Consider the following 21999-nt stretch of genomic DNA (forward strand, 5'->3'; position numbering starts at 1 on the left):
TTCCGTATCCCGCGATAGCCGCTGCGCCCCACCCTGTGCAGGCCAAAACCTCCACTGGGAACTGCAACCATGACAATAAGATCGCTACCCGCCCTTTCCCCGCTGGCCCTGAGCGTGCGCGTCCTGCTGATGGCCGGTAGCCTGGCCCTGGGCAATGTGGCAACAGCGGCCAGCACACCCGCTGCACCTGCCGGCAAGAACGTCACCTGGGAAGACATCGCCAATGACCACCTGACCACCCGGGACGTGCTGCAGTACGGCATGGGCACCAATGCCCAGCGCTGGAGCCCGCTGGCCCAGGTCAATGACAAGAACGTGTTCAAGCTGACCCCGGCCTGGTCCTACTCCTTCGGCGACGAGAAGCAGCGCGGCCAGGAATCCCAGGCCATCGTCAGCGATGGCGTGGTCTACGTCACCGGCTCGTACTCGCGGGTATTCGCCCTCGATGCCAAGACCGGCAAACGCCTGTGGACCTACAGCCACCGCCTGCCCGACAACATTCGTCCCTGCTGCGACGTGGTTAACCGCGGGGCGGCGATCTACGGCGACAAGATCTACTTCGGCACCCTCGACGCGCGGGTCATCGCCCTCGACAAGCGCACCGGCAAAGTGGTGTGGAACAAGAAGTTCGGCGACCACAGCGCCGGCTACACCATGACCGGTGCGCCAGTGCTGATCAAGGACAAGACCAGCGGCAAGGTGCTGCTGATCCACGGCAGCTCCGGCGATGAATTCGGCGTGGTCGGCCAGCTGTTCGCACGCGACCCGGACACCGGCGAAGAAGTGTGGATGCGGCCCTTCGTCGAAGGCCACATGGGCCGCCTGAACGGTAAGGACAGCACCCCGACCGGTGACGTCAAGGCGCCGTCCTGGCCAGACGACCCTACCACCGAAACCGGCAAGGTCGAAGCCTGGAGCCACGGCGGCGGTGCCCCTTGGCAAAGCGCCAGCTTCGACCCCGAAACGAACACCATCATTGTTGGCGCTGGCAACCCCGGGCCGTGGAATACCTGGGCGCGCACGTCGAAGGACGGCAACCCGCATGACTTCGACAGCCTGTACACCTCCGGCCAGGTCGGCGTCGACCCGAGTACCGGCGAAGTCAAGTGGTTCTATCAGCACACCCCCAACGATGCCTGGGACTTCTCCGGCAACAACGAGTTGGTGCTGTTCGACTACAAAGGCAAGGACGGCAAGGTGGTCAAGGCCACCGGCCACGCCGACCGCAACGGCTTCTTCTATGTAGTCGACCGCAACAACGGCAAGCTGCAGAACGCCTTCCCCTTCGTCGACAACATCACCTGGGCCAGTCATATCGACCTGAAGACCGGCCGCCCGGTGGAAAACCCCGGCCAACGCCCGGCCAAGCCGCTGCCGGGTGAAACCAAGGGCAAGCCGGTGGAAGTCTCGCCACCGTTCCTGGGCGGCAAGAACTGGAACCCCATGGCCTACAGCCAGGACACCGGGCTGTTCTACATCCCCGGCAACCAGTGGAAAGAGGAGTACTGGACCGAGGAAGTGAACTACAAGAAGGGCTCGGCTTATCTGGGCATGGGCTTCCGTATCAAGCGCATGTACGACGACCACGTCGGCACGTTGCGCGCCATGGACCCGACCACCGGCAAGCTGGTCTGGGAACACAAGGAACACCTGCCGTTATGGGCCGGTGTACTGGCGACCAAGGGCAACCTGGTGTTCACCGGCACGGGCGATGGTTTCTTCAAGGCCTTCGACGCCAAGACGGGCAAAGAGCTGTGGAAGTTCCAGACCGGCAGCGGCATTGTCTCGCCGCCCATCACCTGGGAACAGGACGGCGAGCAGTACATCGGCGTGACCGTCGGCTACGGCGGTGCGGTACCGCTGTGGGGTGGCGACATGGCCGAGCTGACCAAACCGGTGGCTCAGGGTGGCTCGTTCTGGGTGTTCAAGATCCCGAGCTGGGACAACAAGACTGCACAGCGTTGACCTGCAGCGGGGAGCGGCCTGCGCCCCTCCCCGTTTCTGCCCTTCTCCTGACCGGAGGCTTTCGCCATGAATTACCTGCCCTTTACCTTGCTGCTGGTGCTATCCCCTGCCCTGGCAGTGAACGCCGACGACGCCGGCAACGATGCTCCCTTGACCATCAACGGCTGCGTGATTGCCGAAGCCAGCCAGTGCCCGGGGGCCAACCTGCGCGGCGCCAACCTGGCCAACCAGGACCTGCGCAAGATGAACCTGGCCGGAGCCGACCTGCGCGATGCCGACCTGCGCCATGCCCAGCTGGACCTGGCAAACCTGGAAAAAGCCCGCCTGCAAGGTGCCAACCTGACCCGCGCCAGCTTGCAACAAAGCAATCTGCGCCTGGCCGACCTGAGCAACAGCAAGCTGGTGGCCATTCAGGGCTGGGGCTTGTTCGCCCAGGGCGCACAATTTGAAAAGGCGGACCTGCGCGCAGCCTACCTGCAGTTCGCCAGGCTGTCCGGGGCAAAGCTGCAGCAGGCCAACTTGCAGGCGGCGGACCTGGAGATGGCCTGGTTGAGCAAGGCCGACCTGCAAGAGGCCAACCTGGGCGATGCCAACCTGCAGGAGGCCAAGTTTGGCCAGAGCAACCTAGCACGCGCCGACTTGCGCGGGGCGCGGCAGCATTACGGGAATTTTCAGGAGGCCAACATGGAGGGGTGCAAGGGGTGCCCTGAAACCTGGGACAAATGAGGGCCTGTAGGAGCGGGTTCACCCGCGAAAGGGCCGGCCCTGCTGGCCAATCCCCACCAACCGTTCACCGCTGCCACCGCCATCGTATTCGCGGGTAAACCCGCTCCTACACACAGATCGTTGGTGGACACACATCGGTGGTTGAACACAGGTCGTCGTAGGAGCGGGTTCACCCGCGAAAAGGCCGGGCCTGCTGGCCAATTTCCACCCGCCGTTCACCGTTGCCACCGCCACCGTATTCGCGGGTAAACCCGCTCCTACACACACAAATCGGTGGTGGACACACATCGGTGGTTGGGCGCAGGCCGTCGTAGGAACGGGTTCACCCGCGAAAGGGCCGGGCCTGCTGGCCAATCCCCACCCGCCGTTCACCATTGCCGCCGCCACCGTATTCGCGGGTAAACCCGCTCCTACACACACAGATCGGTGGTGGACACACATCGGTGGTTGGGCGCAGGCCGTCGTAGGAACGGGTTCACCCGCGAAAGGGCCGGGCCTGCTGGCCAATCTCCACCCGCCGTTCACCGTTGCCGCCACCACCGTATTCGCGGGTAAACCCGCTCCTACACACACAGATCGTTGGTAGACACACATCGGTGGTTGAGCGCAGGCCGTCGTGTAGGAGCGGGTTCACCCGCGAAAGGGCCGACCCTGCTGGCCAATCTCCACCCGCCGTTCACCGTTGCCGCCGCCACCGTATTCGCGGGTAAACCCGCTCCTACACACACAGATCGGTGGTGGACACACATCGGTGGTTGAGCGCAGGCCGTCGTGTAGGAGCGGGTTCACCCGCGAAAGGGCCGGGCCTGCTGGCCAATCTCCACCCGCCGTTCACCGTTGCCGCCGCCACCGTATTCGCGGGCAAACCCGCTCCTACGCCTGATTGAGCTGCGCCCCGGATGTTGGACACATTCCGTTGTGCGCGGTGGGCTGCGACGCAGCCCCAACAGGTGCAATGAAATACCTCACCCCGCCACCCGCACCACCCCCAGGTCAATCCCCAGATGCACCAGCTCGGCATGCGAACTGACCTGCAACTTGCTCTTGAGCAAGGTCAGGTGGTTGGACACGGTCTTGGCACTGATACACAGCTGCTCGGCAATCACCCGCGCAGGGGTACCCTTGGCCAGCATCGTGAATATCTCCAGTTCGCGCTGGGTCATGCGCTGCAACCGCGGGTCATTGGTGCTTTGCTGCGACATGCAAGCCAGCTGGGTGGCCAGGGGCTGCTCGATGTAGGCATGTCCGGCCAACACCCGTTGCACCGCCTCGATCAGCACCTCGGGCGCCGAGTTCTTGGTCAGGTAGCCCGAAGCCCCCGCATCCAGTGCCTGGCGCACCAGCGGCAGCTCGTCGTGCATGCTAAAAAACAGCACCCGCAACTGCGGCAGACGCTGGCGCAGGCGACGGGTGGTTTCCAGGCCACTGATACCGGGCAGGCCAAAGTCCATGATCACCAGGTTGGGCACCTGCTCCTGGACCCTGGCCAGCGCCTCTTCACCACTGGCAGCTTCGCGCACCTGCACCAATGGCAGCACCGCCCGCAGCAGGCTGGCGTAGCCCTGGCGGACCACGGCGTGGTCATCGACCAACACGATATTCATCACACCTCCTCGGGAATGTTAAGGGCCAGCGCCCAGCCACCGCCCGGGCGGCTGAAAATGCGTAACTCGCCCCCAAGGCTGCGGGCGCGCTCGGTCATCGAGTGCAGGCCTACCCCTGGGCGCTGCGGCTGGTGGGCGCCGCAGCCGTTGTCGCGAATGAACAGGCGCAAGCCCTTGGTACTGCGCTGCAGGCGTACCCGCACCTGGCTGGCACCGGCATGCCGGGCGACGTTGGTCAGCGCCTCCTGCAACAAGCGGTACAAATGCGTTCTGCTCGGCCCAGTCAGCGCCGGCAAGTGCTCGCCAACCCGCAGCCGGCATTCGATACCCTGGCTGGCCTGCCACTGGCCCACCAACAGCCCGAAGGCCTCGGCCAGCGGCATGTAGTGCAGCGCCACCGGATACAAGTTGTGCACCAGCGCGCGAAAACCTTGCTGCAGGCGCTCGCAGTTGAGTTCAAGGGCCTGGGCCGTCTGCGTCACCACTTCAGGCTGTTCGGCCACCATACGCAGCAGGCATAGCTGGGCACGCATACCTGCCAGGTATTGCCCCAGATCATCGTGCAGGGTCTGCGCCAGCTGGGTACGTTCCTGCTCCTGCACCGCCAGCAGGGCCTGGGTCAGCTGGGCATTGTCGGCCTGGGCCTGCTCCAGGGTTGCGGCCATGCGGTTGAAGTGTTTGGCCAGTTGGCGCGCTTCCGGCAGGCCGGCTTCGCGCAGGCGTGCCGTCAATTGCCCGCCTGAGACCTGGTGCAAGGCGCCCAGCAGCTCATCCAGCAGGCCCATGGCCCGCCGCACCGCCCAGCGGATGGTCAACAAGCTCAGCAACAACGCCAAGCCACAAACGCCAAGCAGTTGTTGCAGGGAGTCCCAGACTTCATCGATTTCATCCCGCGCATCCACGGCAATCAACACGCGGCGGCCATCACTCAAGTCCAGCAGCCGGCTGCTGTGGTAGCGCTCGCCGACTAACTGGCGGCCCAGCCAGGCATCCATACCAGCCTCCTGCGGCAGCCTTGGCACCTCACCCGCTGCCAGCCAGTGCACCCGCACATGGCGCAGGCTCTTGGTCAAACCGGGCTGCAGGTTTGCCGGGTCACGTTCGGCGGTGTCGCCCAGGTACGCCACCACCGCTTCGGCTGACTGCAACTCACGCTCGACGTCGGCCACCGCCTGGTGCAACAGCACCCCGGCACAAGCCAGCGTGACCAAGGCGAAGCATAACGTGACCCAGAGGTTGACTCGCCACAGGGCCGACAAGTTGACAAGGCGCACAAGCGGTTCTCCTCAGGCCGTTGTGGACCATCGTAAAACTGCGGCCCCCGCACTGAATTACTACCTTGGTACCGGCCGAGCGCTACTTTCTGCATATTTCCCCCTCCCGGCGGGCTTCCTATGCTGGCGCCATCTGCCGTGGAGTGTGTTATGCGCCAGCCTGCCCACCTTGCCTTGACCTGCCTGCTGGCCTTGGCCGCAACGCTGGCTGCCCCCCTGGCGCCCGCCGCTCAGGGCCAGGCCGCAGCCCCGCTGCACATACGCATCGGCTACCTGGGCTATCGCCCCGCCGCTGGCCCACTGCTGTCCAACGTCATCCCCGAACCCGGCGATGCCGGGCTACAAGGTGCCGAACTGGCCATTGCCGACAGCAACAGCACCGGACGTTTCCTGAAGCAGCAATTTCAGCTGACCAGCGCCAATGTCGACAACCCCGAGGCCCTGCTGCAAGCCGCCAGGGCCCAGCATGACCAAGGCCTGCGCCTGTTCGTGGTGAATGCCCCGGCCGCCAGCCTGCGCGCGCTGTCTGCCGCCCTGCCCGACAGCCTGTTGTTCAACGCCGGCAGCCCCGACGACAGCCTGCGCAGCAGCCAGTGCCTGAGCAATGTCCTGCACAGCCTGCCGAGCCGGGCCATGCTGGCCGATGCCTTGGCGCAGTTCCTGGTACTGCGCAAATGGCAACGGGCACTGCTGGTGGTCGGCCAGACCCCGGACGACCAGGCGTACGCCGCTGCCCTGCGCCGGTCGGTGAAGCGTTTTGGCGTGCAACTGGTTGCGGAAAAAACCTGGACCTTCGACAACGACCAGCGCCGCAGCGCCCAGGCCGAGATGCCGTTGTTCACCCAGACTGCCGAATACGACGTGGTGCTGGTGGCCGACGAGCGCGGTGACTTCGGCGAGTACCTGCCCTACCAGACGTGGTATCCGCGCCCGGTGGCCGGTACCCAGGGCCTGACCCCCACGGGCTGGCACAAGACGGTGGAAACCTTCGGGGCGGCGCAGTTGCAAAAACGCTTCGAGGCCCAGGCCGGGCGCTGGATGAATGACCGTGACTTCGCCGCCTGGATGGCTGTACGCAGTGTCGCCAGTGCGGCCAGCAAGCTGCGCCTGGCCGAACCTCGCGCGGTTCAGCAACTGCTGCTCAGCGAGCAGTTGCCGCTGGACGGCTTCAAGGGGCGCAAGCTCAGCTACCGCCCGTGGAACGGCGAACTGCGCCAGCCGATCCCGTTGGTTCAGCCCCGCGCCCTGGTCAGCACCTCACCGCAGGAGGGCTTCCTGCATCCCTTCAACGAAATGGACAGCCTGGGTTACGACAAGCCCGAAGTGACGTGCAGCTACCCCTGACCCGACAACCACAACAATAAGGAATTCGCCATGCGCCGCCCCCTGTTCCACCGGGCCCTGATTTACCCCAGCCTGCTGTCGGGCGCCCTGGCGCTGGCCAGCAGCCACGCCATGGCTGCCACCGCCTGGGTCTCCAACGAAAAGGACAACAGCCTCAGCCTGATCGACATGCAAACGCTGGAAGTCACCGAAACCCTGCCGGTGGGCCAGCGCCCGCGTGGCTTGCTGCTGTCGCACGACAGCAAGCTGCTGTATATCTGCGCCAGCGATTCGGACCGGGTGCAGGTGATGGACGTGGCCACCCGCAAGATCATCAAGGAGCTGCCTTCCGGCAAGGACCCCGAGCAGTTCGCCCTGCACCCCAACGACCGCTGGTTGTATGTGTCCAACGAGGATGACGCGCTGGTGACCGTGATCGACACCGTCACCGACAAGGTGCTCGGCCAGATCGATGTCGGTATCGAACCCGAAGGCATGGCGGTCAGCCCCGACGGCAAGTGGGCGGTCAACACCAGCGAAACCACCAACATGCTGCACTGGATCGACACCAGCACCCAGACCCTGGCCGACAGCACGCTGGTCGACCAGCGCCCGCGCTTCGTCGAGTTCAGCAAAGACGGTTCGCACCTGTGGGCCTCGGCAGAGATCGGCGGCACGGTGACCATACTCGACGTGGCCACGCGCCAGGTGCTGAAAACCCTGAACTTCCAGATCAAGGGCGTGCACCCGGACAAAGTCCAGCCAGTGGGCATCAAGCTCAGCGCCGATGGCAAGTACGCCTTCGTCGCCTTGGGCCCGGCCAACCATGTGGCGGTAGTCGATGCCAAGACCTTTGATGTGCTCGACTACCTGCTGGTCGGGCGGCGTGTCTGGCAGCTGGCGTTCACCCCGGACCAGCGCCAGTTGCTGGCCACCAACGGTGTCAGCGGTGACGTTTCGGTCATTGATGCAAAGAACCTCAAAGTGCTCAAATCGGTGAAGGTCGGGCGTTACCCCTGGGGTGTGGTGGTGACACCATGAACGCCCTCGATGTCAGTGACGTGAGCTTTGCCTATGGCCAGCGCGAAGCACTCAGGCAGGTCGGTTTCAGCCTGGCACCCGGGCGCTTCGCCGCGTTGCTGGGCCCCAATGGTGCCGGCAAGTCGACCCTGATCGCCCTGCTCACGCGCCTGTACGACCTGCAGCATGGCGACATCCGCGTGTGCGGCTGCTCGCTACGCAACGCTGCACGCCCGGCCTTGCGCCAGCTGGGCGTGGTGTTTCAGCAAAGCACCCTGGACCTGGACCTGAGCGTTGAACAGAACCTGCGCTACCACGCCGCGTTGCATGGCCTGTCGCGGCGCCAGAGCAACCTGCGGGTCGAAGCCGAACTGGCCCGCCAAGACCTTGGGGAACGTCGGCGCGATCGTGTGCGAGAGCTGAACATCGGCCATCGGCGGCGGGTAGAAATTGCCCGCGCGCTGCTGCACGAACCGCGCCTGCTGCTGCTGGACGAAGCCAGCGTCGGCCTCGACCCGGCCAGCCGCCTGGCGCTTAACCAGCACCTGCGCCGGTTGTGCCGCGAGCAGCAGCTCAGTGTGCTGTGGGCCACTCACCTGCTGGACGAAGTGCAGCCCAGCGATGACCTGTTGATTCTGCATCAGGGGCGCCTGGTGGCCAGTGGCACCGCCGATGCGCTGAGCCTTGAGCACGGCGGTGACCTCGATAACGCCTTTACCCGCTTGACCAACGCCCCCTCAGGAGCCAACGCCCGATGAACGCTTACTGGCACTGTTTCAACGGCATCATGCTGCGCGAGTGGCTGCGCTTCGTGCTGCAGCGTACACGCCTGCTCAGCGCGCTGGTGCGCCCGCTGCTGTGGTTGCTGGTATTCGCTGCCGGCTTTCGCGCAGCGCTGGGCATTGCCATCATCGAGCCCTACGACACTTACATTCCCTACGAGGTGTACATCATCCCCGGCCTGGCCTGCATGATTCTGCTGTTCAACGGCATGCAGGGCTCGCTGTCGATGGTTTACGACCGCGAGATGGGCAGCATGCGCGTGTTGCTGACCAGCCCGCTGCCACGCCCGTTCCTGCTGGGCAGCAAACTGCTGGCAACTTCGTTGATTTCCCTGCTGCAAGTCTATGCCTTCCTCGCCATCGCCTGGTTATACGGGGTACAGCCACCGGCTGCAGGCTTGCTGATGGCGCTGCCAGCGTTGCTGCTGGTGGCCTTCATGCTCAGTGCCCTGGGGCTATTGCTGTCGAACGCCATCCGCCAGCTGGAGAACTTCGCCGGGGTGATGAACTTCGTGATCTTCCCGCTGTTCTTCCTGTCTTCGGCGTTGTACCCGCTGTGGAAAATGCGCGAGGCCAGTCAGTGGTTGTACTGGCTGTGTACTGTGAATCCGTTCACCCATGCCGTAGAGCTGGTGCGGTTTGCGCTTTATGAGCGGCTGAATCTGCTGGCGCTGGCGGTGTGCCTGGGCTTGACCGCATTGTTCAGCCTGCTGGCGATACTCACCTTCAACCCCCAGCATGCAGCGCTGCGCAAGCCGCGCTGAAAACCTGGCGTGCAACGCGTGTGGGAGCGGCCTTGTGTCGCGATTGGGCTGCGCAGCGGCCCCGGCCATGTGTGCGGTGCAGCTGAAATCGGGGGCCGCTTTGCGGCCCTTTCGCGACACAAGGCCGCTCCCACACGGATCGCGCCAGCTTTCAGAAATTGAGCAAGACAGTTGCTCCCACACCTAGGGCGTCTCCATGCCTTCAGGCGCCCGGCCATCTACTACTTTAGTACTGCATTTACTGTCTATCGTCGCATTCACAAAGCACCGCCACTGGCATGTAATGAGTCCATAACAAAAAGGGAAAACCTCCATGCCACGTGCCCTGCCCCGGCTGCCACGCCCCTTGCTGGCGGTACTTTCGCTGAGCCTGACGCTAGGTATCGCCCAGGCTGACACGGCGCCGCTGTTCTCCGCCGACGGCTATCGCACCACGCACTACCGCAGCCCGACCCCGCAACAGGTCGAAGGCGGCCAGGTCGTCGACACCGCCACATTGCAAGGCCTGCTGGGCCAGACGCCCCGGCCGGTGCTGATCGACGTCTATCGCCGTCAATGGCTGCAAGGTCGTTTCATCGAAGACGAACCGCACAGCAACCTCCCCGGCAGCCTGTGGCTGGCCAACACCGGCGACGGCGCACTGAGCCCGGCATGGCAGGACTACTTCGTGCGTAACCTGCAAAAAGCCACCGCCGGGCACCCGGACCAACCACTGGTCTTTTATTGCCGCTCCGATTGCTGGTTAAGCTGGAACGCGGTAAAACGCGCGAAAGCCTTGGGCTATAACAACCTGTATTGGTACCGCGACGGCCTGGATGCCTGGCAGCAAGCCAACCTGCCATTGCAGCCGGCACAACCGGTGCCGTTCCCCTGAAATGCCTGCATATGCGTGCCCCGCTCCATCCAATAAAAACAAGGTGAAAAGGCCATGTACAAAATTCTGATTGCCGACGATCACCCCCTGTTTCGCGAAGCCATCCACAACGTCATCAGCGATGGTTTCCAGGGCAGCGAGGTCATGGAGACCGCCGACCTTGAAAGCGCCCTGGCCCTGACCCAGGCGCATGACGACCTCGACCTGATCCTGCTCGACCTGAACATGCCCGGCATGCACGGCCTCAATGGCTTGATCACCTTGCGCAACGAGGCACCGACCACGCCGGTGGTCATCGTTTCGGCCGAGCAGGAAAAGCAGATCGTGCTGCAGGCCATTACCTACGGTGCCGTGGGTTTCATCACCAAGTCGTCGCCACGCTCACAGATGATCGAAGCGATCGAGCAGATCCTCAATGGCAATGTCTACCTGCCGCCAGACATCATCCGCGCGCAGAAAAGCAGTACCAGCCGGCGCCATAACGATACCCCGAGCTTCCCGCCGGAAATGCTCCAGGCCCTGACCCGCAAGCAACTGCTGGTGCTCGAGCGCATGACCAAAGGCGAATCGAACAAGCAGATCGCCTACACGCTGGACATCGCCGAAACCACCGTCAAGGCCCACGTTTCGGCGATCTTGCGCAAGCTCAATGTGCACAACCGGGTACAAGCCATCCTCAGTGCTGGCGATATCGATTTTGCTGATTATCTGCGCCGTTGACCTGTTCCGGCCGCTTCGCGGGTCAACCCGCGAAGCGGCCAACCGCTATGCCACGCCACTGGCCAGCAGATGGCTCATCGCCGTCTTGAGCTTCATGGGCCGTACGGGCTTGTGCATCAGTGTGTGACCCAGCTCGCGGATCTGCTGCTTGAGATCGTTGCTGTAGTTGGCAGTGATCATCAGCGCCGGTAGCGGCTGGGCGCGGCGGGCATTGATCCGCGCTACGGCGTCGACACCATTGCAGTCATTGTCCAGGTGGTAGTCGGCAATCAGCAGGTCGGCCTCGGCGTGGTAGTTGTCCACCTGGCGCGCCAGGTCTTCCTCCGACAGCGCAGTGACCACCCGGCAGCCCCAACCTTCCAGCAAGGTGCGCATGCCCGCGCAAATCGCCGCATCGTTATCCAGCACCCACACCCGCGCCCCGCGCAGGCGTTCGAGCATCGGCTCGCATATCGCCTGGCTCGGCTGAGCTTTGGGGGCGGTGGCGCTCAGCGGCACCTCGACTGCGAACACCGAGCCTTTGCCCAGCCATGACCGCACGCGGATCCGATGGCCGAGGATACCGGCGATTTTCTCCACGATCGCCAGGCCCAGGCCCAGCCCACGGTCCTGGTCCGGGCGCTGCACATCACCCCGCTTGAACTCCAGGAACATTTCTTCCAGGTGTTCTTCGGCAATGCCGATGCCGCTGTCCCACACTTCAATCCGCACGCCACCGCGCTGGCGCCGACACCCCAGCACCACGCGCCCGCTGCGGGTGTAGCGAATAGCATTGCTGAGCAGGTTGCGCAGGATGCGCGCCAGCAGTTGAATGTCACTGCGCACTACGGCAGAACACCCCACAAAATGCAGCTCTAACCCTTCGCTACGCGCCACCTGGGCGTATTCGGCGGCCAGGTTTTCCATCAGTTCGCCGAGGGCGAACGGGGCGACATCGGCCTTGATCACGCCAGCATCGAGCTTGGAAATATCCACCAGCGTGCCTAACAGGTTTTCCACATCCTCCAGCGAATTGCTGACATTACGCACCAGGTGGGCAGCGTTTTGCGGCTCGTCGCGTTCGAGCAACGCGCTGGTGAACAACCGCGCCGCGTTCAGCGGCTGCAACAGGTCATGGCTGACCGCAGCAAGGAACTTGGTTTTCGACAGGTTGGCCTGCTCGGCCTCGCGCTTGGCCTCGCGCAGACGCGACTCGGCCTGGCTGCGCTCTTCAATTTCACGCAGTAACTGGTCGTTGAGGCTGGTCAGTTCGGCAGTGCGTTCGCGCACCCGTTGCTCCAGGTGCTGATAGGCCTGGTGTAAGGCCTGTGCGGTGTTGCGGCGCTCGGTGATGTCGCGGATCAACACGAAGATACCCACCACTTCGCCACTGGCCAGGCGGTTCGGCACGTACGAGCGCAGCATGTAGCGTTCCTGACCGTTGATATTGGTCTCGGCGAACTCGAACGTCACGCTCTCCCCCGCCAGTGCCCGCACCACATAGCCTTCCAGGCGCTGGTAGTGCTGCTCGCTGTGGGCCTCGCGCAGGCTCTGGCCCAGCATCACGCCATGCGGCCAGCAATACCATTCTTCGTAAACCTTGTTGGTGAATTCGTAGACCAGATCGGCGTTCAGGTAGGCGATCAGTGCCGGTACGTTGTCGGTAATCAGGCGAATCTGGTGCTGGTGGGCCGTCTCGGCCCGCTGCCGGGCCTCGCTGAGCAGGCGGTTGACGGCCTTGAGCTCGGCCATGGCCTGGTTCAACGCATCGGTGCGTTCGCGTACCTGCTCGGCCAGCACCACCGAATGCTGGAACGCGGCGTATGGGTCGTTGCCCCGGGTCACGCCCGACTCGATGCGCTCGATCAGTGCGTCATTGATGCGCTGCAGCTTGTGGTTCTGGTGCTGCAGCCGGGTCAGCTCGGCCTGCAGTTCAGCGACCGACAGGAGGCCGGTTGCGGGCAATGGCGACACCGGTGAAGGTCTGGTTGATGTGCATGCCATTGAACTGTTCTCCGTAGGTGTTGAAGCCAATCACCCGTTGCTCGCGCAGGAACGCGCCGACCGGCTCCAGGCCGTGATGGGCCTCCAGCTCCAGCCGCCGCAGGAAACAATCACAACCGATGGTCAGCAGCAACGGTCCGAGACGCTGGTGCAGGCCATCGAACAGCTGGTGCAGGTTCGGCAACAGCGGGCCCGGAGTCATGGCCGTGAGCACGATGCCGTTCTCCACCGCGCAGTAGAAGCTCAGGCTGAGGTCAGGATGCATCTGCTGGATCGCCCGCACGTAGTACTGATCATGAATGCGCACGGCCAGCGGGTGGGCGGCGAACACCCGGTGATCGAGCGCGGCCACTGGCACACCGATGTGGCGGGCATATTCCTCGGCCGCCGGTTCGGCATTCAGTTCGAAAACCCGGCGCTGGGCGCTGTCGGCACCGGTTACCACCAGCTTTTCCTGGCGCGGCAGGATGTGATGCGTGGTGAACACTTCGAAGTCGAGCCAGGTGTTGACCAGCACCACCACGGCTGCGCCGTTGTGGAATGTACCGCCGTAATACACATGGGTGCGGTTCAGGTAGTTGTCGTCACCGGCCGAGCCGCCGAAGTGCGGGATATCCCCCAGTGCTGCGCTGAGTGCGGCAAGCACCATTTCCTCGCGGCTGGACAAGCCATCGAGCAGTGTGAGTGCAAAACTGTGGCCCTTGATTGGCGCCAGGGTATTGCTGCGGCAGGTGCCGACCAAGCGCTCGACCATCTGCTGCGCGTCGATCAGGCTGAAGCGCTCCATCTCATCGATCAACGCAGTGGCGATCGAAAAGTGTCGGTGATCGAAGCCCACCGCCGTCACGCAATTACGGCCGTAGCCCAGCGGGGTGATTTCACCGGCGCTGGTGCAGCCGACCAGGCGTATGCCGCCAAAGTCCTGTTCCAATGCTTCGCCCAAAGCCTGCAAGTCGTATTCGGCGGAGCAGAAGAACAGCACGAAACCCAGGTGCGGGTGCAGCAACTGCCGCGCCAGGTCCTGGGCGGCCAGCCGTGCGTCGGTAGCCTGAGACATGGCACTGACCACACCGTCGTTATGAGCCTGCTGCATCGTGGTCTCCGGCACGGGGTGGCTGAGCGATCAGTTTAAGGAGGTGGTGGCGGGTGACGAATGCTACTTGGGTAGCGGGTGAGCGGTTCCATGGGCGTAAAAGACCGCGTCAATCGGGGCCGCCTTGCGGCCCCGGGCGCTTACCAGGTCAATACCGCGCCCACCGCAAAGGTATCGGTGTCTTCGTTCTGCGCACGGGTGTCATGCCCGTCGATGGAGAACTGGTTGTACTCGGCCACCAGTTTCAGGTTGTCGTTGATGTCATGGAACAGCGCCACACCCCGGGTCTCGTAGTCCGCACCGCTGCCAACCGCACCATTGCCATCGTCCTTGGTCTTGCCATAGGACAGCGCCACGCGGTTCTTGCCGAACTTGTACGAGCCCTGCAGCAGGTAGCCGTCACTGTCGACATTGCGCAAAACCGGTTCGCCGGCATTGTTGGTAAAGAACGGGTTGATGCCCTTGGCCTGGAACCCCGAGCCGGTCAGCGACCAGCCGCCCATCTTTGCCTGCACCCCGTAACCCACCCCCTTGGAAGTGACCGTTTCTACCGTGGAGTCAGTATTGTCCGAGGTCTGGTAACTGCCGTTTATCCAGCTGTAGATCTGCGCCCCACCCAGGTCGAACTGGTAGGTGATCTCGCTCTCGGTGCGTGGGTTTTCCTGGTAGGCCTTTCCGGTCGGGCTGCTGTCGTTGGTGTCCACCGGGTCCATGATGCCCACCGCCACCCGCAGGCCGTCCATCACTGGCGTGCGGTAGGTGATCTGCGAGGTTGGGAACGGGTACGGATAACCGCTGCCAATGTTGCCGAACGACACCCCGCCGCCGTCCACCAGCCCCAGGGTGTCGCTGACCTGGCCATAGCCGGCCAGCAGTTCGTCGAGCAGGATGTTGGAACGGGCGAACAGCCCGAAGTCCTTACCGATCAGCACCTCGCCCCACTCGGGGTTGGCCACCGTGCCGTAAAACTGGCGCACGTCGATAGCGGTGTCGGTGCCGTTGGTTTCACTGTCGTTGATGGTTACCCAGAACGAGGCACGCGCGCCGAGCTTCAGGTCATCCACCTGCTTGCCCATGTTGAAGCCCAGGTAGTTGGGCAAGAAGCCCATCTTCACCCGCGACTGGCGGCGGTCAAACTGCTCGCCCTCACGGTCGACCTTGCTGTTTACGTAGAAGGCGTTGATATAGCCATCGGTGGAAAACGTCGTCTGGTCCTTGTCGTACAGCATGATCTCGGCTTCAGCGACGCTGCTCAGGCCAAGCGCAGAAAAGCTGGCGATGGCGGCTGCGAGAACACGAGGCGGCAGGTGCTTATTGTTGTTGTGCATGGCGCGCTCCAAACGGGGACGGGATGTCGGAGGCGATTATCAGAAGTGGGCAAATTGCCAGGAACGCTGCTTTGGCGTGGGGTGGCGAGTGCTTTGGGGCGGGAGGGTGTGGCCCGATGATTTGGTCCCGGTACCTGCTTGGGTCCTGGTTCGAGACTTATGGCTCAGGTAGGAGTGGCAGGCGGGTATCACTACGATTGAATGAACCGGGGCCGCCTTGCGGCCCTTCGCGGGCTCGCCCGCTCCCACAATTTCAGGATATCCACGACCCCTGTGGGAGCGGGCGAGCCCGCGAAGGGCTGCAAAGCAGCCCCCTTTACATTGTCTGAGCGGAATCTCCTGGCTTCAGGAAGCCAGTGCCTGCGGACGCTGGCTAGCGGGCATTTCATAGCGGTGCGGTTGCTGCCAGGCCAGCCGTGCCTGCACATCCACCACCGCGTCCTTCACCTTCTGCGTCCAGTGCTCATCCTTCGGGCACACCACCACCACGCGGAAACCGTGGTCGACACCCTCCAGGCGCACACCTTCGGAATCATCTACGTGCAGATCAATATCAAAAGCCGAAGGCAGCTTGGAGGGTGAATTTTCCAGCCCGCGCTGGGCCAGGATATGCTGGTGCCGATCGCTGTTGACCACACCATCGACATGAATGCCGTAAAGCATCAGCCACCGGCGGATGTAAGCCGGGGTGCGCCCCGACGAGGTGTAGATCCAGATGCTGCAGCCCTGGCGGCGCAGGTCGCGGATCAGTTCGCGGGTGCCGCTGCGCAGGGGCTCACCCAGCCAGCGATGGACGAAACCCGGCAGTTTGCTGTCTTCGGCGGCAGCGTGCTCGGGCAGGCAGGCCAGCGTGTCGTCGATATCGAACGAAATGCGTACCTGGCCACGCTTGAGCTTGCGTTCGATGGCTTGCCGCCCTCGTGCGAACAGTGATGAATGTTGCATCAGCGGCTCCCCTCACAGGCAGGCTCGGGCGTGCCGCTCAGGAAGAACTTGCCGGGCTCAGGCGCCTTCGCTTCCAGGAAAGCAGCGTACTTTTTCTTGATCTTGGGGAGTTCGTACAAAGCCTTGACACCGTGTTTGGCGGAGTTGCGTATGACCGAGGACGGGTTGAAGTAACCCTCGGCGTTGTCCAGTGACAGCACGAATGGCGGCAGCCCGGCACGCATCAGCAAGTAACTGACAATGAGCGAACCCGTGCGGTTGTTGCCTTCGATGAACAGCTGCGGCTTGCTGAGAATGCGTACATACACACCCGCCGCCCGCTTCCAGATCGAATCGCTGCGGTACGAGCAGTACCAGTTGTACAAATCCTTGATGCCACCTTCCACGTTGTTGAAAAAGTGCGCTTCGGTTGCCGCAAGGTGTGGGGCGAATTCCAGGCGGCGGGCCGGATCGCTGCCGCATAGCACGGTGGCATTGATTTCCAGCATAAGGTTCAGCTGTTGCAGGTCGAACAGGTCGATACCGCGGGCGACATAGTCGTCAATCAGCGCATAGCCTTCAAGCACATTCAGCAGTACCTCGTCGGTAAACGGGTCCCGCGGTTCGGTGAAATGCTGGCTGAGTTCGGTAAAGCGGCCCTGCACCTCGCGCAGTGCGCGCTCTACCGCTGACAGATCAAGACGACGCGTCGCTCGCATTGGTAATCCCGGGTAACACTTTAACGGAAGGTAACGCGGCCGGGCGTTGCAACCTTCCTGGCTGCAACACCCGCCCACCTTGGGCTTGCAGGGCTCAGCTGAACTTGCCGCTGATGTAGTCGCTGGTCAGCTGCTCGCGCGGGTTCTGGAAAATCTGCGCGGTCGGGCCCATCTCGACCAGGTAGCCGGTGCGGGTGCCCTGGGAAATGTCGACCGAGAAGAACGCGGTGGTGTCGGCCACACGAATCGCTTGCTGCATGTTATGGGTCACCAGCGCGATGGTGTAGTCCTTTTTCAGCTCGACCATCAGCTCTTCCACGCGGCGGGTGGCGATTGGGTCGAGTGCCGAGCAGGGCTCGTCCAGCAACAGCACTTCCGGCTCGGTGGCGATGGCACGGGCGATGCACAGGCGCTGCTGCTGGCCACCGGACAGTGACAGCCCGCTGACCTTGAGCTTGTCCTTCACTTCGTCCCACAGCGCGGCGCCTTGCAAGGCGTGTTTCACGCGATCGCCCAAGTCGCCTTTGTAGCGGTTCAGGCGCAGGCCAAAGGCCACATTGTCGAAGATGCTCATCGAGAACGGGTTGGGCTGCTGGAACACCATGCCGATATAGCGGCGCACCACAACAGGGTCGACGCCCTTGCCGTAGACATCCTGCCCAAGAAAGTGCACATGGCCTTCGAAGCGGAAGCCCTTCACCAGGTCATTCATACGGTTCAAGCTACGCAGCACGGTACTTTTGCCACAGCCCGAAGGGCCGATGAAACCGGTGATCTCGTTTTTCCTGATCGGCACATGGCTGTCACGCACGGCCATGAAGTTACCGTAGAAAATCTTGTCGAGCTTGCAGTCCATGACAATGGGGGCTTCGCTGACCATGGGAGCGGCTCTTTGCGCAGTGGATACGTTCAAGTTGGATGCTCCCTTTCTCAATACTTGGGCTTGCCGAAGACTCGGCTCAAAATGTTGATGACCAGCACGATCATGACCAGCACCAGCGAGGCCGCCCAGGCGAGCTCCAGCTGGTTGTCGAACGGCATGCCGGAGAAGTTGTAGATCAGTACCGCAAGCGAGGCTGTGGGGTTCATCACCGCCAGGTCACCGTCGTGGTAGATCCAGTAGTTGCTGAACAACGCGGTGAACAGCAGTGGCGCGGTTTCGCCAGCGGCGCGGGCCACGGCCAGCATGACGCCGGTGAGGATGGCCGGCAGGCCGGTCGGCAAAACGATCTTCCAGATCACCTGGGCGCGGGTGCAGCCCATGCCGTAGGCGGCGTCCTTCATGATCTTGGGCACCATCTTCATCGACTCTTCGGCGGTGAGCACCACGATCGGCAGCATCAGTACCGCCAGGGCCACGCCGCCAGCCGGTGCCGAGTAGGTGCCGGTGGTCATCACCACCATGGCGTAGGCAAACACCCCGGCCAGGATCGATGGCAGGCCAGTGAGCATCTTGGCGGCAAAGCGAGCAGCGTTGGCCAGCTTGCTGTCGGGGCCGAGCTCGGCCAGGAACACCGCTGCCAGGATACCGACCGGCACAGCGATGGCGGCGGCAATGCCGACCATGACGAAGGTACCGGCCATGGCGTTACCGAAACCACCGCCCATCTCGAAGCCGGTCGGTGGCAGCTCGGTGAACACTTCCAGATTAAGGCGTGCCCCGCCGCGAGTGATCAGCATGTACAGCACGGAAATCAGCGGCACGCTGGCCACCAGTGCCGCGAACCATGCCAGGGTGGTCAATACCAGGCTGCGCAGGGCGCGGCCTTCCAGCTTGCGCTGCAGGCTGGGCAACGCGGCTACAGGGGTCGTCAGGTCAGTCATTGTTTGTTACCACGCTGGGCGTAGAGCATGATCATCGAGCCGAGGACGTTCACCAGCAGGGTGATGAACATCAGCACCAGTGCCGCGTACATCAGCACTTCGACCTCGTTCGGGCCGGCTTCCGGGAAGTTCAGCGCCAGCAGCGCCGCCAGGGTGTTGGCCGGTGCGAACAAGGACAGGGAAATGGTGTTGGCATTGCCGACTAGCATGGCCAGCGCCATGGTTTCACCGAGTGCACGGCCAAGGCCCAGCACCAGCGAACCGAAGATGCCGGTAGCCGCCGAGGGCACCATCACCTTGAGGATGGCTTCCCAGTGGGTGGTACCCATGCCGTAGGCAGCCTGCTTGGTTTTCATCGGTACGCTGGTCAGCGCATCCTGGGAAACCGCCGCGATGGTCGGCAGGATCATGATCGCCAGTACCAGCGCCGCAGGCAGCAGGCCTGGGCCACTGAGGGAGGTGCCGAAAAACGGGATCCAGCCCAGCTCGCTGTTCAGCCAGGCGGTCAGCGGGCGAATCGCCGGGATGACCACATAGATGCCCCACAGGCCGTACACCACGCTGGGGATGGCGGCGAGCAGCTCGACGATGGTGCGAAACACCGCGGCAAGCTTGGCCGGAAGGAAATCCTGGGTAAGGAAAATGGCCATGCTGACGCCGAAGAAACCGGCGATCAACAGGGCGATCAAAGCGCTGTACAGCGTGCCCCAGATCGCTGGCAGAATACCGTACTTGCCTTGGTTAACGTCCCAGACACTACCGAACAACACGTCAAAACCGTGCTTTTCAATGCCGGGCAGTGCCTTGCGGCCCACTTCGTAGACCAGCGCGAAGACCAGCGCCAGCACCAGCACCACGCCAATGCGCGCAAGCGCACGGAAGGTGCGATCGACCAGAAAGTCTTTCGCAGACGGTGGCTGGCACGCGGAGTCGGGGTTATCCGGTATGGCAAAAGGTGTGTTCATTGGCGAGTTCCGGGACAAGAGACAAACACCCCCGGCACGGCTTCATGCCAATACCGGGAGCGCCTGGGTATTACTGGATGTTGGCGGACGCTTTACGCACCTGGTCGACTACCGACGGCGGCAGCGGGATGTAACCCATCGAGTCGGCGATGGTCTGGCCTTTGGTCAGGCTGTACTCGACCATTTCACGCATGGCCTTGGCCTTTTCCGGGTTGCCGTTGTCCTTGCGGAAAATCATCCAGGTATAGGAAGTGATCGGGTAGGACTTGGCACCGTCCGGGTCAGGCAGCCAGGCCACCAGGTTTTCCGGCATTTTCACCGCAGCCAGTGCTTCGGCACCGCTCTCGGCATTCGGCACGACGTATTGGCCAGCCTTGTTCTGCAACATGGCGAAGTCGACCTTGGCCAGCTTGGCGAAGCCGTACTCGATGTAGCCGATAGCGCCCGGGGTCTGGCGGACGGTGGCGGTTACGCCGTCGTTCTTCGGCGACTTGATGAACTTGTCGGTGGCCGGCCAGTTGACGGTGTTGCCTTCGCCCAGCCCTTGCTTGAAGTCAGCGTTGATGGCCGACAGGTGCTTGGTGAAGACGGCAGTGGTGCCGCTGGAGTCGGCACGCACGACCACGGTGATCGGGGTGGCAGGCAGCTTCAGGTCAGGGTTGGCCGCCGCGATTTGCGGGTCGTTCCACTGGGTGATCTTGCCGAGGAAGATATTGGAGTAGACGTCGCGCGGCAGCTTCAGCCCTTTAGGGTTACCCGGCAGGTTGTAAGCCAGGACGATTTCACCGGCGGTCATTGGCAGCAACTGCACGCCTTCGCCAACCTTGGCAATGTCTGCTTCGCTCATGGCCGAGTCACTGGCGGCGAAGTCGACAGTCTTGTTCAGGAAGTCCTGAACGCCCGCACCGCTGCCCTTGGACTGGTAATCGACGGTGACGCCAGCCGTGTTCTTGCTGAAGTCCTTGAACCAGGTCAGGTAGATCGGTGCAGGGAAGCTGGCGCCCGAACCGGTCAAGCGGACGTTTTCTGCAGCAAAGGCTGCCGAGGTGGCGCAAAGGGAAACCGCAACGGCGAGTGCAGCAGACTTCATCAGGCGTTTCATCAAAAAGTGCTCCGTGTGATGGCCAGCACACTTTGCATCAGCTGTGTTACAACTTTGTGACTGTTGAATGGCAAGCCGCGCGGTAGAGCTTTTTGCCTGTGCCATCAGCCGCTGAGCCGGAACCCTGAAACGGTTCCAGCCTCATCGCAAACGCTTGAATGTGGCGATAGCCCCTGCAAAGCAGCACAAGGAACAAGAACCGGGCCACTGCAGGCGATCAACCAATACTGGCGAGATCTGCATCACCGGCATCCCCACAGCGGTTGCGGCATGCACATTCGAACTCGGCTTGGGCACGGGTGGAAAAGTTCAGGCTCAGACGCATCTTGTCTTGCGTGTCATAGAGGTCATACCCCTCCGCTAGTGCGGCGGGAAAGCCGAGCCGCCGAGGATAAGCCTCTTTCTTGGGTGGCACTGCGGGAACCACAACGAAGCGTGTCTGCATGATCATCCCCTTCGGCAGTGCTTAAGTATTAGTACTGCTATGTGAAAGCATCAAGATGACTCATGCAATATTTTGGGTCAGTCGCCTATTTTCGCTGCGATGAGTGAGCAGAAGCCCAGCAGGCAAATGACCCCGATGCCATAGAACAACGTTCTCCATGGCTGCAGGCCCCGCAGATAGGCCAGCGTGTGCAGGACCCTGGCAACCGTGAACACCGTACTCAGCCACAGCACCGGCAGCGTGGCTGCCTCCAGCGCGACAGCCAGCCCGCCGAGGGCAAAGAACATGGGGATGTTCTCCAGATCGTTGGCCCATACCTTGGCAGCACGTATCACCTGCGGGCGTTCAACGGCCTGGGCGACGCGCCTGAACACGGCAGCGTCCTCCGGGTTGGTGAACGCGACGAAGCGCAAGCGGTGATAGCCCTGATAGCAAGAAACCAGGAACATCTTGAGGGACAGCACCACCACGCACAGCGCATAGACCTGCAGAGCACCGCTCATGGCTGGCACCCCTCGGCAACGCCTCTGGTCACCAGGTTACGCAAGCCCATAGGGCTCTCCT

21 protein-coding genes are annotated in these 21999 nt (G+C 62.8%); 8 read left to right on the forward strand and 13 right to left on the reverse strand.

The genetic code is table 11. The annotated features are described in order from the left end of the window. Nucleotides 1-69: 69 nt before the first annotated feature. Entirely contained in the window at nucleotides 70-1965 is a 1896-nt protein-coding gene (gene exaA / locus J3A98_RS13115) for a PQQ-dependent methanol/ethanol family dehydrogenase (protein WP_209966623.1), read from the forward strand. Nucleotides 1966-2031: 66 nt separating this feature from the next. Next, nucleotides 2032-2691 carry a pentapeptide repeat-containing protein gene (locus J3A98_RS13120; protein WP_209966624.1) on the forward strand — a complete coding sequence of 220 codons (660 nt, stop codon included), beginning with the start codon at nucleotides 2032-2034 and terminating at the stop codon, nucleotides 2689-2691. Nucleotides 2692-3656: 965 nt separating this feature from the next. Here the strand turns inward: J3A98_RS13120 and J3A98_RS13125 are convergent. Together J3A98_RS13125 and J3A98_RS13130 are read right to left on the reverse strand one after the other, a co-directional pair. Then, nucleotides 3657-4295 carry a response regulator transcription factor gene (locus tag J3A98_RS13125; protein WP_209966625.1) on the reverse strand — a complete coding sequence of 213 codons (639 nt, stop codon included), beginning with the start codon at nucleotides 4293-4295 and terminating at the stop codon, nucleotides 3657-3659. After that, nucleotides 4295-5569: a histidine kinase gene (locus J3A98_RS13130; RefSeq protein ID WP_209966626.1), complete on the reverse strand. Its 1275-nt coding sequence runs from the start codon at nucleotides 5567-5569 to the stop codon at nucleotides 4295-4297. Before J3A98_RS13130 ends, J3A98_RS13125 begins: the two co-directional genes overlap by 1 nt. 150 nt (nucleotides 5570-5719) lie before the next feature. On the opposite strand from J3A98_RS13130, the gene J3A98_RS13135 reads away from it, so the two are divergent. The 6 genes from J3A98_RS13135 to J3A98_RS13160 all read left to right on the forward strand — a co-directional run bounded on the left by J3A98_RS13135 (nucleotide 5720) and on the right by J3A98_RS13160 (nucleotide 11052). Further along, nucleotides 5720-6913: an ABC transporter substrate-binding protein gene (locus J3A98_RS13135; protein WP_209966627.1), complete on the forward strand. Its 1194-nt coding sequence runs from the start codon at nucleotides 5720-5722 to the stop codon at nucleotides 6911-6913. Between the two features lie 30 nt (nucleotides 6914-6943). Beyond that, entirely contained in the window at nucleotides 6944-7933 is a 990-nt protein-coding gene (locus tag J3A98_RS13140; RefSeq protein ID WP_209966628.1) for a YVTN family beta-propeller repeat protein, read from the forward strand. Next, nucleotides 7930-8670, forward strand: coding sequence for an ABC transporter ATP-binding protein (locus J3A98_RS13145; protein WP_209966629.1), 741 nt, complete (start codon nucleotides 7930-7932; stop codon nucleotides 8668-8670). The genes J3A98_RS13140 and J3A98_RS13145 overlap by 4 nt, the downstream gene beginning before the upstream one ends. Continuing rightward, nucleotides 8667-9458 (forward strand): ABC transporter permease, encoded by a 792-nt coding sequence (locus J3A98_RS13150; protein WP_209966630.1) that lies wholly within the window; start codon nucleotides 8667-8669, stop codon nucleotides 9456-9458. The genes J3A98_RS13145 and J3A98_RS13150 overlap by 4 nt, the downstream gene beginning before the upstream one ends. 313 nt (nucleotides 9459-9771) lie before the next feature. Continuing rightward, the gene (locus tag J3A98_RS13155; RefSeq protein ID WP_020193874.1) at nucleotides 9772-10332 is read left to right on the forward strand and encodes a PQQ-dependent catabolism-associated CXXCW motif protein; all 561 of its coding nucleotides are present in this window, start codon (nucleotides 9772-9774) and stop codon (nucleotides 10330-10332) included. A 54-nt stretch (nucleotides 10333-10386) separates the two neighbouring features. Then, nucleotides 10387-11052 carry a response regulator transcription factor gene (locus J3A98_RS13160; protein WP_209966632.1) on the forward strand — a complete coding sequence of 222 codons (666 nt, stop codon included), beginning with the start codon at nucleotides 10387-10389 and terminating at the stop codon, nucleotides 11050-11052. A gap of 45 nt (nucleotides 11053-11097) precedes the next feature. On the opposite strand, the gene J3A98_RS13165 is transcribed toward J3A98_RS13160, so the two are convergent. The 11 genes from J3A98_RS13165 to J3A98_RS13215 all read right to left on the reverse strand — a co-directional run bounded on the left by J3A98_RS13165 (nucleotide 11098) and on the right by J3A98_RS13215 (nucleotide 21938). Beyond that, nucleotides 11098-12996, reverse strand: coding sequence for a NahK/ErcS family hybrid sensor histidine kinase/response regulator (locus J3A98_RS13165; protein ID WP_209966634.1), 1899 nt, complete (start codon nucleotides 12994-12996; stop codon nucleotides 11098-11100). After that, the gene (nosP, locus tag J3A98_RS13170) at nucleotides 12965-14128 is read right to left on the reverse strand and encodes a nitric oxide-sensing protein NosP (RefSeq protein ID WP_003254110.1); all 1164 of its coding nucleotides are present in this window, start codon (nucleotides 14126-14128) and stop codon (nucleotides 12965-12967) included. Before nosP ends, J3A98_RS13165 begins: the two co-directional genes overlap by 32 nt. Nucleotides 14129-14268: 140 nt before the next feature. Next, entirely contained in the window at nucleotides 14269-15456 is a 1188-nt protein-coding gene (locus J3A98_RS13175; RefSeq protein ID WP_209966636.1) for a porin, read from the reverse strand. A gap of 345 nt (nucleotides 15457-15801) precedes the next feature. Then, on the reverse strand, nucleotides 15802-16401 hold the full coding sequence (locus J3A98_RS13180; protein WP_209966638.1) for a hypothetical protein: 600 nt from the start codon (nucleotides 16399-16401) through the stop codon (nucleotides 15802-15804). After that, the gene (locus J3A98_RS13185) at nucleotides 16401-17099 is read right to left on the reverse strand and encodes a hypothetical protein (protein ID WP_209966640.1); all 699 of its coding nucleotides are present in this window, start codon (nucleotides 17097-17099) and stop codon (nucleotides 16401-16403) included. The genes J3A98_RS13180 and J3A98_RS13185 overlap by 1 nt, the downstream gene beginning before the upstream one ends. A gap of 94 nt (nucleotides 17100-17193) precedes the next feature. Continuing rightward, nucleotides 17194-17979 (reverse strand): phosphate ABC transporter ATP-binding protein PstB, encoded by a 786-nt coding sequence (gene pstB / locus J3A98_RS13190; RefSeq protein ID WP_003254117.1) that lies wholly within the window; start codon nucleotides 17977-17979, stop codon nucleotides 17194-17196. 50 nt (nucleotides 17980-18029) lie between these two features. Continuing rightward, on the reverse strand, nucleotides 18030-18923 hold the full coding sequence (gene pstA / locus J3A98_RS13195; RefSeq protein ID WP_209966642.1) for a phosphate ABC transporter permease PstA: 894 nt from the start codon (nucleotides 18921-18923) through the stop codon (nucleotides 18030-18032). Beyond that, nucleotides 18920-19888, reverse strand: coding sequence for a phosphate ABC transporter permease subunit PstC (pstC, locus tag J3A98_RS13200; RefSeq protein WP_004574212.1), 969 nt, complete (start codon nucleotides 19886-19888; stop codon nucleotides 18920-18922). The genes pstA and pstC overlap by 4 nt, the downstream gene beginning before the upstream one ends. A 70-nt stretch (nucleotides 19889-19958) precedes the next feature. Further along, nucleotides 19959-20990 carry a phosphate ABC transporter substrate-binding protein PstS gene (pstS, locus tag J3A98_RS13205; RefSeq protein ID WP_014591398.1) on the reverse strand — a complete coding sequence of 344 codons (1032 nt, stop codon included), beginning with the start codon at nucleotides 20988-20990 and terminating at the stop codon, nucleotides 19959-19961. Nucleotides 20991-21207: 217 nt separating this feature from the next. Next, nucleotides 21208-21441, reverse strand: coding sequence for a hypothetical protein (locus tag J3A98_RS13210; RefSeq protein ID WP_021784019.1), 234 nt, complete (start codon nucleotides 21439-21441; stop codon nucleotides 21208-21210). Nucleotides 21442-21512: 71 nt separating this feature from the next. Next, complete coding sequence (locus J3A98_RS13215) at nucleotides 21513-21938, reverse strand: MAPEG family protein (protein ID WP_176684121.1); 426 nt, start codon at nucleotides 21936-21938, stop codon at nucleotides 21513-21515. Between the last annotated feature and the right edge of the window lie 61 nt (nucleotides 21939-21999).

The organism is Pseudomonas sp. BP6 (assembly GCF_017875935.1).
GTDB lineage: Bacteria > Pseudomonadota > Gammaproteobacteria > Pseudomonadales > Pseudomonadaceae > Aquipseudomonas > Aquipseudomonas putida_Y.